At 64.6% G+C, this 12439-nt stretch carries 13 protein-coding genes and 1 tRNA gene; 6 read left to right on the forward strand and 8 right to left on the reverse strand.

The window, feature by feature from the left end; genetic code table 11:
* The 4 genes from HUI96_RS29300 to HUI96_RS05635 all read left to right on the forward strand — a co-directional run.
* Window positions 1-429: ATPase, T2SS/T4P/T4SS family (locus HUI96_RS29300; protein ID WP_237683966.1), on the forward strand; the 429-nt coding region annotated here is incomplete at its 5' end.
* Window positions 430-438: 9 nt separating this feature from the next.
* Window positions 439-1392 (forward strand): type II secretion system F family protein, encoded by a 954-nt coding sequence (locus HUI96_RS05625; RefSeq protein ID WP_188253653.1) that lies wholly within the window; start codon window positions 439-441, stop codon window positions 1390-1392.
* A gap of 9 nt (window positions 1393-1401) precedes the next feature.
* Window positions 1402-2343 (forward strand): type II secretion system F family protein, encoded by a 942-nt coding sequence (locus HUI96_RS05630; protein ID WP_188253654.1) that lies wholly within the window; start codon window positions 1402-1404, stop codon window positions 2341-2343.
* Window positions 2344-2425: 82 nt separating this feature from the next.
* Window positions 2426-3127, forward strand: coding sequence for a lytic transglycosylase domain-containing protein (locus tag HUI96_RS05635; protein ID WP_337917996.1), 702 nt, complete (start codon window positions 2426-2428; stop codon window positions 3125-3127).
* 95 nt (window positions 3128-3222) lie between these two features.
* Here the strand turns inward: HUI96_RS05635 and HUI96_RS05640 are convergent, their stop codons facing one another.
* The 4 genes from HUI96_RS05640 to HUI96_RS05655 all read right to left on the reverse strand — a co-directional run bounded on the left by HUI96_RS05640 (window position 3223) and on the right by HUI96_RS05655 (window position 5208).
* Complete coding sequence (locus HUI96_RS05640; protein WP_188253655.1) at window positions 3223-3591, reverse strand: hypothetical protein; 369 nt, start codon at window positions 3589-3591, stop codon at window positions 3223-3225.
* 498 nt (window positions 3592-4089) lie between these two features.
* A tRNA-Glu gene (locus HUI96_RS05645) sits at window positions 4090-4164 on the reverse strand.
* Between the two features lie 226 nt (window positions 4165-4390).
* Entirely contained in the window at window positions 4391-4825 is a 435-nt protein-coding gene (locus HUI96_RS05650; RefSeq protein ID WP_188253656.1) for a VOC family protein, read from the reverse strand.
* A complete protein-coding gene (locus HUI96_RS05655; RefSeq protein WP_188253657.1) occupies window positions 4822-5208 on the reverse strand; it encodes a fimbrial protein in 387 nt (128 codons plus the stop codon). Before HUI96_RS05655 ends, HUI96_RS05650 begins: the two co-directional genes overlap by 4 nt.
* 23 nt (window positions 5209-5231) lie before the next feature.
* On the opposite strand from HUI96_RS05655, the gene HUI96_RS05660 reads away from it, so the two are divergent.
* Window positions 5232-6260 (forward strand): RluA family pseudouridine synthase, encoded by a 1029-nt coding sequence (locus HUI96_RS05660; protein WP_188253658.1) that lies wholly within the window; start codon window positions 5232-5234, stop codon window positions 6258-6260.
* Between the two features lie 175 nt (window positions 6261-6435).
* Window positions 6436-7347 (forward strand): RNA polymerase sigma factor RpoH, encoded by a 912-nt coding sequence (gene rpoH / locus HUI96_RS05665; protein ID WP_188253659.1) that lies wholly within the window; start codon window positions 6436-6438, stop codon window positions 7345-7347.
* A 128-nt stretch (window positions 7348-7475) separates the two neighbouring features.
* Here the strand turns inward: rpoH and HUI96_RS05670 are convergent, their stop codons facing one another.
* The 4 genes from HUI96_RS05670 to HUI96_RS05685 all read right to left on the reverse strand — a co-directional run bounded on the left by HUI96_RS05670 (window position 7476) and on the right by HUI96_RS05685 (window position 12380).
* Complete coding sequence (locus HUI96_RS05670; protein ID WP_188253660.1) at window positions 7476-7736, reverse strand: hypothetical protein; 261 nt, start codon at window positions 7734-7736, stop codon at window positions 7476-7478.
* 1 nt (window position 7737) lies between these two features.
* Entirely contained in the window at window positions 7738-8985 is a 1248-nt protein-coding gene (locus HUI96_RS05675; protein WP_188253661.1) for an aminomethyltransferase family protein, read from the reverse strand.
* A 211-nt stretch (window positions 8986-9196) separates the two neighbouring features.
* Window positions 9197-10774 carry a phytoene desaturase family protein gene (locus tag HUI96_RS05680; RefSeq protein WP_188253662.1) on the reverse strand — a complete coding sequence of 526 codons (1578 nt, stop codon included), beginning with the start codon at window positions 10772-10774 and terminating at the stop codon, window positions 9197-9199.
* Window positions 10761-12380: a phytoene desaturase family protein gene (locus HUI96_RS05685; RefSeq protein ID WP_188253663.1), complete on the reverse strand. Its 1620-nt coding sequence runs from the start codon at window positions 12378-12380 to the stop codon at window positions 10761-10763. Before HUI96_RS05685 ends, HUI96_RS05680 begins: the two co-directional genes overlap by 14 nt.
* Window positions 12381-12439 lie beyond the last annotated feature (59 nt).

A 12439-nucleotide genomic window follows, 5' to 3' on the forward strand; every position in this document is an offset into this window, starting at 1 on the left:
GAGGAAGCCTTCGACATGCTGCAGGCCATGAACACCGGCCACGAAGGCTCGATGACGACCATCCACGCCAACAATCCACGCGACGCGATCTCGCGCCTGGAGCAGATGGTCGGCATGGCCGGAATGCCAATGAGCCAGATGAGCATCCGTGGGCAGATCGCCTCGGCGATCACGCTGATCGTTCAGGTGGAGCGCTTACATGACGGGTCGCGCAAGCTGGTGTCGGTGTCTGAAATCACCGGCATGGAAGGCGACGTGGTCCAGATGCAGGAGCTCATGAAGTTCCAGAAGATGGGCGTGGACGAGCATGGCCGGGTCAAGGGGCTGTTCCGGTCCACCGGCATCCGGCCCCGCTTCCTGGAGCGGATCGCGGAGCTCGGCTTCGAGATACCAGGCGAGATCTTCGACCCCTCGCGACCCCTGGCATAGGCTTGTCCGATGGACCTCTTCCTGCTCTATGCCGCTGTGTTCATGGCTGGGCTGATCCTGTTCGATCGGCTGATCCGCTCTGTCTTCTCGTTTTCCAGCCGCGGCCGGTCGCTGAACCGCAGACTGCGCCTCCTCGAAGCCAGCGACGACCAGCGCGCCGTCTATCAGGCGATGCTGCGCGAGCGCGCGATCACCTCCGTCGCGCAGTCGCCGGGAATGACCGGGTGGCTCAGGCGCAGCTTCTCCCAGTCGGGGATCCGATGGGACCCGCTGCGCATGGCGCTCTACGCAGCCGTCGGCGCGATCGTGCTCTGGTTTCTGCTGGGCTTTGTCATCTCCTCTTCCCTCATCCGGCTGCTGACGAACCTGCTCCTGGCGGGGGTCGTTCCCTTCTTTGTGGTCATGCGGGCGCGCTCACAGCGGATGTCCAAATACATGATGCAGCTTCCCAATGCGCTCGACGTGATCAATCGCAGCCTGTCGTCCGGCCATCCGCTGCCGACTGCGATCGCGCTCGTCTCGCGCGAGATGCCGGACCCGGTCGGCACCGAGTTCGGCATCCTCAGCGATGAGTTGACCTACGGCACCGATCTGGACCACGCCATGCTCAACATGGTCGAGCGGGTCGGCGCCGAGGACCTCAAGCTGCTCGCCGTCTCCATGAGCGTGCAGCGCGGCACGGGCGGGAACTTCGTGGAGATCCTCGAAAACCTGTCCAATGTCATTCGCGAACGGGCGATGCTGAAGGCCAAGGTGAGGGCGCTTTCCGCCGAAGGGCGCATCACGGCGCTGGTGATGTCCGCCTTCCCCTTCGGGCTCTTCTTCATGATCAACGCGCTTTCGCCGACCTATTTCGACCCGGTCTGGGACAGCGGCTACGCAAACCACGTCGTTGCCGCCGCCATCGTCATCATGCTGATCGGCAACTACGTCCTCTACAAGCTGGTCCATTTCGACTTCTAGGTGGAGAACATGGGCGAAAACCTCATCCTTGCAGCCACGTTCGTTGCTGTCCTTCTGGTCTCGACGATTTCGCTCAGCTTCGTCGTAAGCCGCCGCGAGATCAGTTCCAGGTTGGCCGAGGCCGGGGGCAAGCTGACCGAAAGCGGCCTGTTCGTGGACCAGGACCTCTCCGGGCTGTCGAAGCGCGACAGCGCGCGCATCAAGCATTATTTCGACGTCATCCGGAACGACACCAATTCGGACTCGCTGCCCAACCGCCTCTTGCGCGCGGGGTTCTTCTCTCCGAATAGCCTGTCCTATTTCCAGATCGTCAGAGCCGGCATCGGCTTCGGCGTGAGCGTGCTCGCCTATTTCCTGCTGCAGACTTATGTGCCTTCGGCTTCGAATGTGCTGGCTCTCGTCATCGCGCTGATGGCCGGCGCCTTCTCCTTCTTCATCGCCAATATCGTGCTGGAGCGGATGGGGGTCAGCAAGGAGAGGCAGTATCGCAGGCTGTTCCCCGACTATATGGACATGATGATCGTCTGCGTCGATGCGGGCCTCAGCATCGAGGCGGCTGCCGACCGCGTGGCGCGGGAGTTCTCCCCCACCCATCCGGGCTTCGGCATCCACCTCTCCATCATGATGCTCGAGGTGCGCGGCGGACGGCGGCTGCGCGAGGCGCTGGCGAACCTTGCAGATCGTCTGCGCATCGACGAAGCCCGCACGCTGGCCGTGCTCTTCCGCCAGTCGGAGGAACTGGGCTCGAGCGTGACGAAGAGTCTGCGCGTCTATAGCAGGGAGATGCGCCAGCACCGCATCCTGAAGGCCGAGGAGAAGGCCAACGCTTTGCCGATCAAGATGCTGTTTCCGCTCGCGACCTTCCTGTTCCCGATGAGCCTTCTCATCGTGCTGGTGCCGATCGTGATGCGGGTGGTGTCGATGCTGACCGGCCTGTCTCCGGGGGGATGACTGCCGGCTCGGAAGGGAATGTCCAGGCAGATTTCTTTGACGTTGGAAATGCGGGGGCGCCGCGGGAGAGAGGCGCATCATTGTGAAGGGACAAAGCCTTGGTTCGACCCTGTTCGCTCTGCTTGCCGCCACCGAACTCGCCCTGTCGAAGCCGCCGGACGACTTCGCACGGCCGCCGCCCGCTGCCTGCCTGGCCACGCTTGCCACGTCCGGGGATTACCGCGGAGCGGCCAAATGCGAGGCCCGTCGACAAGGCCTGCCGCCGGAGGTCGCACTGGCGGTCATGGAGATCGAAAGTAATTTCGATCCGGGCGCCAAGGGGGCGGCAGGCGAGGTTGGCTTGATGCAGATTATGCCGGCCACGGCGCGGATGCTGGGCTTTGCAGGAGACGACGCACTGCTTGCCGATCCAGCGGTCAACATTCGGCTTGGGTTGCAGTATCTCGCCAAGGCGCACAGGCTCGCTGACGGCGATCTCTGCACAACGCTCATGAAGTACCGCGCAGGCCACAGTCAGACGCGCTTTTCCGCCCGCTCTGTCGAGTATTGCAAGCGGGCGAGAAAAATCCTTTCGAGCGCAGGCTATAGGGTGACGGGCGGGATTCCGACCCTGGCTCCTGCCTCGGCAGATCCCTCACCCAAAGCGCCCGCCCGCGCAGGACCGGACGGCACGGACCGGAACTGCGTTAGCAGGAGCTTCGAGTCCGGCCCGAGATTTCGTCACTGCATCACGTTCGGGAAGATCACGGTGACGCGGCTCAAGGTGACGCCCGCCGAACAATAGCGGTGTAAGACTACGCTCCGAGACAGCGAAGATGGCCGGAGGGCGGCAGCGACCGGTTAGAATTGTCGCCGCGAGATCACGGCTTTGATGGCGCGCTACTGTTCCGACGGTACCACGTAGCCGCGTGTGACCGTCTTGTGCCGGTCATGTCGCGTGACCTGGACCATGCGGTTGGCGGTCGGGCGGCCCTGGCTATCGTAGAGAACCGCGCCCCTTTCATCCCTGCCGGCCGGCTTAATCTGGCCCGGCACGACACTGCCAGTTGCCATCAGATCCAGTTCAACGGTTTCGCAGTGCCCGGTGACATGACGCTGCGGCGTCTGCAGGCGCGCGAGCACGGACTTTAACCCGTCACGGCACTCCTCGATCGAGGCAAAGCCGTTGACGCTGCGAACTTCGCGGCACGTGCTGGAATCCTGGGCGCAGACGAGCAGCACGATGACGGCGGCGGTTGCGGAATCCACAGCTTGGGCTCCCTTTCGCCAGACAACCCGACCCGGCCGGTTCGGTTCCACGCTATCGCACGGCTGTTCGACACTCCCGCCGACCGGGGGCGAGCGTACACGATCCAGTACCCGAAACGGAGTTCCAAGAGCACCGTCGCGTGGCGGCCGAAAACCCAAATCCAGGGCTTTTGAGGCCGCTAATTCGAAGCCGAGGCGATTTGGCGGGTGGGATGCCCCTGATGGCGCGTCGCCGCGCGTGGATGAAGCCGAACTCGACTGGCGCCAAGCGGGATCGTCCGGGTGAAGCACGATACCGCGTTCTTCCAGAGCCCCGATCAAGGGTCAGATGAAGCGTTTCTCCGCCGCGCATCTTGGCCGCCTCGGAGCGGCTGAGGTCATCGAGGACGGCAATCGCCCTTTGATAGAGCCCCAGATCATCGTCGCTCATGCCGAGCCCGTCCGGCCCCACGATGCCACGAGAACCCGCTCAGCAGTTTCAAAGGGTTGATCTGAGAGTGGCACGCCCAAGGGGAATCGAACCCCTGTTTGCGCCGTGAGAGGGCGCCGTCCTGACCGCTAGACGATGGGCGCTGACCAGTGGCCCGTACTTAGGATGCCTCGATTCAAAAAGCAACCGGGTTTGATCAGGTTTGCGATCGTTCGTGTTCGATGGCGCTGACCGCGGCTTTTGTGCAACCGAATCCAGTATCGGTGCCGGGCGGGCCCTCAGACGGCAAACTCGCGAGTCGTCGTGCGCGGCGCGGCCGAGTCGTCGTGCGCGGCGCGGCAAAGTGCGCCTTACGGTCCTTACGAGCACCTAAACTTTCGAAGGGCAGGCTTGCCGGGCGGGTTCAATCAGATCCCACAGATTGCCGTAAAGGTCGGAGAATACGGCGACCGTGCCATAGGGTTCCTGACGCGGGGCTTCGTGAAAGCGGACGCCCGAGCCTAGCAGTGCCGCATGGTCGCGTGCGAAATCGTCGGTCTCGAGGAACAGGAAGACGCGCCCGCCGGCCTGGTCGCCGATCCGCGTCTCCTGGTGCGCGTCGGCGGCCCGGGCCAGCAAGAGGCGCGTGCCGCCGCCTGGCGGCGAAACGGTCACCCAGCGCTTGCCGCCGCCAAGGTCCGTATTCTCCACGAGTTCGAAGCCGAGCGATCCTGTGTACCATTCGATTGCCTCGTCATAGTCGCGCACGACCAACGCGACCGTGGCGATGGAGCGGGCAGGACGACGCGGACGTTGGGCCGTCACTGTGCGACGACGGAAAAGCGCGCCACCACGCGCCGCTCGGCAATATCGTAGACGTGAATGGCGCGGCCGCCGCTCGTCAGTTCGATTTCCAGGGCCAGGCGATTGCCCGAGAGCGACTGCGAGACGATGCGCGCGCCGGCCGGAAGCGGGATTTCGCCCTCCAGCACCGCGCCGGGCGGCACCGGAATTTCGCTGATGGGCAGTTCGGCAGCGGGAGGCGCCGCGCTGCGGGTCTTGTAGACAATCGCCCCCACCACCGCCATAAGCGCCACCAGAAGGATGCCGAGATTGATGGCGACGAACCGGACAAGTTTTTTCCGCACATTCTCGACCGCGGGGTCGAGCGGCTTGTCTTCCTCGTCTTCGAAGGTCGGCCTTGCCATGTATCCATTTCCGGGCTGTAGCGATGGGCGACCCTGATAACGGAGCGGGCGGCACCTGGAAAGAGTTGACAGCCGGGCCGGAATCCGCCGGGCAGCGGCTCGACCATTGGCTGGCTGGCGCATTCAACGGGGAATTCTCCCGCAGCCGCATCCAGACGCTCATCCGCACTGGCGCGGTGCGCGTCCGCGGCAAGGCCGTGGTCGAGCCCAAGCGGAAGCTTTCCGGCGGCGAGCGGATCGAGATGGAAGTCCCGGAGGCGCAACCCGCCGAGCCGAAGGGCGAGAACATTCCGCTCGACATCCTCTACGAGGACGCCGAACTGATCGTCATCAACAAGCCGCCTGGATTGGTCGTGCATCCCGCCGCCGGGAACTGGACGGGTACGCTTGTGAACGCGCTGATCCATCATTGTGGCGACAGCCTCTCCGGGATCGGCGGCGTGCGCAGGCCCGGCATCGTGCACAGGCTCGACAAGGACACCAGCGGCGTGCTGGTGGTGGCCAAGACCGATCGGGCCCATATGGGGCTGTCGGAGGCCTTTGCCGACCATGGCCGCAGCGGCGACCTGGAGCGCGGTTACTTGGCGCTCGTCTGGAACATTCCGTCGCGCCTGAGCGGAACGGTCGAGGCGCATCTGGGAAGGGCGGCCGACCGCGTGCGCCGGGCCGTCGTGCCCGAAGGGCGCGAGGATGCAAGGCATGCGGTGACGCATTACAAGGTGCTGGAACGGTTCGGTGAGGGACGCGTTGACGTCGCGCAGGCCGCCTTGTTGGAGTGCCGCCTGGAGACCGGACGGACGCATCAGATCCGGGTGCACATGGCCCATATCGGCCACTCGCTGATCGGCGATCGCGACTACGGACAGGCGTTCCGGACCAAGGCCAAGCGGCTGCCCGAGCCGCTTCGTTCAACCGTCGAGCACTTTCCGCGGCAGGCGCTGCACGCTTGGCTGCTCGGGTTCCAACACCCGACCACGGGCGAACAGATGCGTTTCGAGGCTCCGGCTCCTGCCGATTTTGCTGGACTCCTGGAGTCGTTTCGCGGTATCTAATGGATACCTACTCACCGACGTTCACTTTCAGGTGACAAGCGGTGTTCGGCCGAACAAATCGTGTTCTTTCTCGATTTGTTCCTATATATGAGAGTTCGGCGCGGTCGGGCGAAATGCAGCCGCGTCAAATGCCCGCCTTGTTCAGGGGGCAGACTGAAGAGAGGAGGGTGCTTCAATGGCCCAGACACTACCAAGCATTGTTTCCGGAGAAGGGGGGCTTTCCCGCTATCTGGAGGAAATCCGCCGTTTCCCGATGCTCGAGCCGCAGGAAGAGTACATGCTCGCCAAGCGGTATCACGAGCATGAGGATACTGGCGCCGCCCACAAGCTCGTCACCAGCCATCTCAGGCTCGTCGCCAAGATCGCGATGGGATATCGCGGCTACGGCCTGCCGATCGGCGAGGTGATCTCGGAGGGCAATGTCGGCCTGATGCAGGCCGTAAAGAAGTTCGAGCCGGAGCGCGGCTTCCGGCTGGCCACCTACGCCATGTGGTGGATCAAGGCCTCGATCCAGGAATACATCCTGCGCTCCTGGAGCCTGGTGAAGATGGGAACGACCGCCAACCAGAAGCGGCTGTTCTTCAATCTGCGCAAGGTCAAGGGCAAGATCCAGGCGCTGGACGATGGCGACCTCAGGCCGGAGCAGATCGCCGAGATCGCCACCCGACTGAACGTCAGCGAGGAAGAGGTGGTTTCCATGAACCGCCGCCTGTCAGGCGACGCTTCGCTGAACGCGCCGATCCGCGCGACGGAAGGCGAGTCCGGCGAATGGCAGGACTGGCTCGTGGACGAGCATGAGAGCCAGGAACAGGTGCTGATGGAGCAGGATGAACTGGAGAGCCGCCGCGCTCTGCTCAGCGGCGCCATGTCGGTGCTGAACGATCGCGAGAAGCGCATCTTCGAGGCGCGCCGCCTGTCCGAGGATCCGCTGACGCTGGAGGATCTCTCCGGCGAGTTCGGCATCTCGCGCGAACGCGTGCGCCAGATCGAGGTTCGCGCCTTCGAGAAGGTGCAAGACGCCGTCAAGGCCGCGGCAAAGCGGCAGGCACAGTCTCTGCGCACCATAGAAGCTCAACCGGCGGCATAAGCCGCCGGTTCTTTTTTTGGAGTTTACTGTCCCTTTGGGGTGCGTCCTTCGAGGCTCGCCCACTCCTTACATTGCAGCAATATCATCTACATCGACGGGCGATCCTCGAAGGACGCACCTTCTGTCGCTCACGTGCGGTGTTTTCCGCTTCTCCGCGCTTCAATCTTCTCTATCCACTCGGCGCCGATACCCAGCTCGCGGATGATTGGCAGCGGGTCCTGCCAATCCAGCCGCGAGCAGAGTCGGTAAACTTCCAGTGTGTCGGCGCTCATGTCGCCGCGCATGTGGAAGAACATGGCTGCGGCATAGCGGGCTCGGCCGGACCAAGGCTCGCCAAGCGGTGCATCGACGAGAGCCCCTTGCTCGTTCAGCGCGTCGTCGCCGGACATCTCAGAACCGTCCCGGCGGGGTCGCTATACGACGGGGGAGCTTTATGAAGGGGCGCGGGACGATCTTCGCCCGCTTCATCATCTTGATGTATTGCAGTTCGCGCATGGCATAGATCTCCACCCAGAGATCGGCTGTGCCCGGCCGACCATAGCGCCTGTCCAGGCTGGCAATCGCTATGTTGCGCTTCGCCGTGGGCGACCATATGGCGGCGGAGACGAGGCCGACCTCGCGCTTGGCGTTGTGATAGACAATGGCATGCTCGGCTGGGACGTTGCCTTCGATCTCCAGTCCGACCAACAGCTGCGCCGGACCGCCATTCGCCCGCGACTTCTCGATCGCGCGGCGCCCGTTGAAGTAACCCTTCTTCAGATCGACCATGAAGCCCAGCCCGATCGCGTCGGGCATCCTGACGCGGTCGGACCGCAGGGCGTGCTCGGCCGTGACGAAGTCGGCATTGGCGACGATGAATCCCGCCTCGATGCGGGCCCGGTTCAGGGCGGCATAGCCGATGGCGCGGATGCCGAAGAGCTTTCCGGCCTCGAACAGCCGGTCCCAGAGCGACAAGGCGTGTCCTGCATTGACGAAGATCTCGTAGCCGAGGTCACCGGTAAAGCCGGTTCGGGAGATGGTGACCTCTTCGCCCTCGTGCGCGAAGGTGCCGATGTCGAATGGTTTCAGGCGTTCGGTGCCCGGACAGCCGGCAGCTTCGAGCACCGACCACGAGGTCGGCCCCTGCAGCGCGAGTGCGGCGATCTCTTCGGTCTCCTCCTCGATCTCGACCCCGAAGCCGATGGCGCTATCGAGAAGCCACGGCAGATGCCGCTCCTGGCAGCACAGGCGGAACCGGGTGTCGGAGAGCCGGAAGAGGGTGCCGTCGTCGAGCACATGCCCATCGTCGTCGCACCAGGCCGTGTAGTGCACGCGACCGGGGCGAAGCTTCGTGACGTCGCGCAAGGTGAGACGGTCGAGGAAGCCTTCCGCGTCCGGCCCCTCGATGCGGTATTTCACCATCGGCGAGATGTCGAAGACGGCGGCCTGGCTGCGAATCGCGAAATATTCCAATTCCTCGTCCCACAGTACGCTAGGTGCCTTATAGCCCGCCCAGTCGTACCATTCCTGGCGGCTGCTCAAGGCCTCGACGCGCGGCTGGAAGGGCGTGCCCAGCCGCAGCGTGCGGAAGTGGGGCTGGAGGGCGAGGCGATGGGCGATTTCTGTAGGTTTCGTACCCACGGTCATGTCGGCGTTCATTCGCGCCCCCCTCTGGCCTGCCGGCCATCTCCCCCACAAGGGGGGAGATCAGGCTGGCCGCGGGGCCTTCGCCATTCGCCAACGTGAGGGTTTGGTTGCCGAGATCGGGGCTGCCGATCTCTCCCCTCGTAGGGGAGATGGCCGGCAGGCCAGAGGGGGGCAACGTGGAGCGCGACCTTTGAGCGCTCAGAGGAACTATCTCGGACAAAGATCACGCTCTGCCTCCCAGCACCCTTCTCGCCGCGTTCATGCCGGGCACGCCGAAAATGCCGCCGCCGGGATGCGAGCCAGAGCCCGCCAGAAAGAGGCCGGGGAGAGGTGTGTGGTAACCCTCGGCCCCGAACACCGGGCGCGACATCAGCATCTGGTCGGCCTGGAGCTCGCCGTGATGCCAGTGGCCGCCTGGCATGCGGTACCGCGCCTCGATGTCGGCCGGCGTCAGCAGTTCGGAATGGAGGATGGTCTTGCGGATGCCGGGCGCGTGGCGCTCCAGGACCGAGAGTACCGCCTCCAGCAGCTTCGGCTTGCCGGCCACCCAGCCTTCCTTGAGCAAGTAGGGTGCATACTGGATCGTTGCGGATAGCACGGAGGCGCCTGTCGGCGCGAGCGACGGATCGCCGATCGACGGCAGCGTGATCTCCATCGCCGGTTCGGGGGAGAACTCGCCATGCTTCGCGGGGTTGAATGCCCGCTCCACGTAGTCGGTCGATGACGCGATCACGAGGCGCGCGTTACGGTACTGCTGAGGCAGGCCGTTGAATGCCGGGATACGCTCAAGAGCGAGGTGCAGCTTCGCGGCGTCGCCCTTCATGCGGATGTTGCTCACGCGCCGAACGAACCCGGTGTCGAGGTGTTGGGGGCCGACCAGTTCAAGAAACGTGGTCGCCGGGTTCAGCGCCGAGATCACCTTGCCCGCCCTGATATCCTCGCCGCTATCGAGCATCACCCCGGTGGCCCGGCCTTTCTCGACAAACACCTTCGCTGCCACGGCGCTGGTTCGGATCGTGACGCCCGCCGCTTCCGCCGCCTTGCGCACAGCCGCCATGACCGCGCCCGTCCCGCCTGCCGGAACGAGCTGCGCGCCGGGAGCGCCGCCCAGTTCGCCGGCCAGGCGATAATAAAGGCCGAGCAGCGAGGTTGGCGAACGCGGGCCGAGATGGCTGCCCAGCACCGCATCGAAGGCAAGCAGCCCCTTCAGCCGATCGTCTTGAAGGCCCTCGTCGCAGAAATCGGCGACGTTCATCAACAGCACGCGCAGGAAGTCGCGCATGTCCTCCCGACCGAGCCGCTTCAGCGACAGGCCCGTCATCGCCCAGGCGGAGGACGCCGCCAGATCCATGCCGTCGAGCGAAGGCGGGCGGCGCGCAAGCAGCGGCTTCAGGATGTCGGCGTAGCGGAAGAGCTGGGCGCGAACTTCGGCCCAGGCCTGCTTTTCGGATGCATCGGCGCCTTCAAGTCCCTCGCCATAGGCGCCGGTGAGGATCAGCGGCTTGCCTTCCGAAGAGAGCGCCACCGTCGGCACCTGGTGGGCGGGGGAGAGGTCGAGGCCGTGCTTCTCCAGCTCCAGCGCCTTGACCACTTCGGGGTGCAGCCGGTTCAGGAGGTGCGCCATCGACACGCGAAAACCGGGAGCGAATTCGTGCGTGCGGCCCGCGCCGCCTATTTGCTCTTCCGCTTCCAGCACCAGGACCTTGCGACCGACCCTGCCCAGGAAAGCGGCGCACACCAGTCCGTTATGGCCGCCGCCGATGACGACGGCATCCCATCTGGTTTCGTCAGATGACGTCATGGGCCGGGCTCATGTGGCTGGTGCCGCGTTTCAGGTCGCGCAGGATTTCGAGGGCGGCGTTGCGCCCGGGTGCGCCCATGACGCCGCCGCCGGGGTGCGTGGACGAGCCGCAGATGTAGAGGCCGCCGATCGGCGAACGGTATTGCGCGTAGCCGGGCACCGGGCGGTTGAAGAGAAGCTGGTCGAAGGTGAGCTCGCCCTGGAAGATATTGCCCTCGGTGAGGCCGACCTCGGCCTCCAACTCGCGTGGCGTCCTCACCTCCATGTGGACGATGCGATCGCGAAAGCCCGGCGAATAGTCGACGATCTGCGAGATCACGGTCTCGGCGAAGGCGTCGCGGTCGGCATCCGTCCACTCGCGGCCCTCCACCTTCGGCGGGCAGTACTGGACGAAGACGCTCATGAAGTGCTTGCCGGGCGGTGCCATGGTGGGATCGAGCGTGGTCGGAATGACCACGTCGAGGAACGGGTCGGCCGACCAGCGGCCCGCCTTCCAGTCGTCGTAGGCGCGTTCCATGCGCTCCACCGTATCGGTGAAATGCAGGTCGGCCCGCACGCAGGGCGAATCCGGCGGCAGGGCCGGGAACTCCGGCATGGAATCGAGCGCGATGTTCAGCTTGCCGGAGGAGCCGCGCATGCGGAAGTTGCGGACGCGGCGCAGGAAAATCTCCGGCAGCTCACGTTCATCTACGAGCTTCAGGAAGGTGCGCTTCACGTCGGCATTTGAGATCACCATCCTGCCGTGGATTTCCTCGCCGTCGCTGAGCACGACGCCGGCCGCCTGGCCCTTCTTCACCAGGATCTCTTCGACCTCGGCTTGCGTGCGGATCGTGCCGCCAGAGGCGCGGAACGAGTCGGCAAGTGCCTGCGTGACCGCGCCCATTCCACCGCGCGCATAGCCCCAGGCGCCGACTGACCCGTCGACCTCGCCCATATAGTGGTGCAGGAGCACGTAGGCCGTGCCCGGAGACATAGGCCCAAGAGCGGTGCCGATGATCCCGGAGAGCGAGAGGTTGGCCTTGATGACGTCCGTTTCGAAATACTCGTCCAGAAAGTCGGAGATGGACATGGTCCAGAAGCGCATCGTATCGGCCATCTCGCGCGCGCCGAGACCCGCGAATTTCCTGGCCAAGTAGACGAGTTCGCCGATGTCGCGCGGCTTCAGGCTGGTCGGATCGGGGGCGGTGCGCATCAGCAGCGGCTGGATGAACCGGCACTGGCGCGTCACGTCGCGCGCGTAGCGGTCGTAGGCCTCGGCGTCCTTCTTCGAGAAGCGCGCGAACTCGCGGCGGTGTGCATGGTGGTCGCGGTAGTTGGCGAGATAATCCCCGTCCCGCGTGAAGACGGCGCCGCCCTCGTACGAGATCACCTGCAGGCCGAAGCGCGGCAGATCGAGATCGCGCATGATCTCCGGCCGGAACAACGAGCAGACATAGGAGCAGTTCGAATAGAGGAAGCCCGGCGTCAGCGAGCGGCTGACCGCGGCGCCGCCGATCCACTTGTTCTTCTCGACCACGAGAACATCGAGGCCGGCCCGCTGCAGGTAGCAAGCGTTGACCAGGCCGTTGTGGCCCGCGCCGACGACGATGGCATCCCATGTCTTCATTGGCGGCAAACCCCTCCCTTGCCCGCCAGTCTGGCATGCCGATTCGAGGGCTGTCCAGC

This window comes from Pseudaminobacter soli (ex Zhang et al. 2022) (assembly GCF_014595955.1).
Lineage (GTDB): Bacteria > Pseudomonadota > Alphaproteobacteria > Rhizobiales > Rhizobiaceae > Kumtagia > Kumtagia pseudosoli.

Coding starts and splice junctions, on each gene's coding strand:
- HUI96_RS05680 (WP_188253662.1), bottom strand. CDS start 10,774: ATGACGTCATCTGACGAAACCAGATGGGATGCCGTCGTCATCGGCGGC.
- rpoH (WP_188253659.1), top strand. CDS start 6,436: ATGGCCCAGACACTACCAAGCATTGTTTCCGGAGAAGGGGGGCTTTCC.
- HUI96_RS05660 (WP_188253658.1), top strand. CDS start 5,232: ATGGGCGACCCTGATAACGGAGCGGGCGGCACCTGGAAAGAGTTGACA.
- HUI96_RS05630 (WP_188253654.1), top strand. CDS start 1,402: ATGGGCGAAAACCTCATCCTTGCAGCCACGTTCGTTGCTGTCCTTCTG.
- HUI96_RS05670 (WP_188253660.1), bottom strand. CDS start 7,736: ATGTCCGGCGACGACGCGCTGAACGAGCAAGGGGCTCTCGTCGATGCA.
- HUI96_RS05625 (WP_188253653.1), top strand. CDS start 439: ATGGACCTCTTCCTGCTCTATGCCGCTGTGTTCATGGCTGGGCTGATC.
- HUI96_RS05675 (WP_188253661.1), bottom strand. CDS start 8,985: ATGAACGCCGACATGACCGTGGGTACGAAACCTACAGAAATCGCCCAT.
- HUI96_RS05655 (WP_188253657.1), bottom strand. CDS start 5,208: ATGGCAAGGCCGACCTTCGAAGACGAGGAAGACAAGCCGCTCGACCCC.
- HUI96_RS05685 (WP_188253663.1), bottom strand. CDS start 12,380: ATGAAGACATGGGATGCCATCGTCGTCGGCGCGGGCCACAACGGCCTG.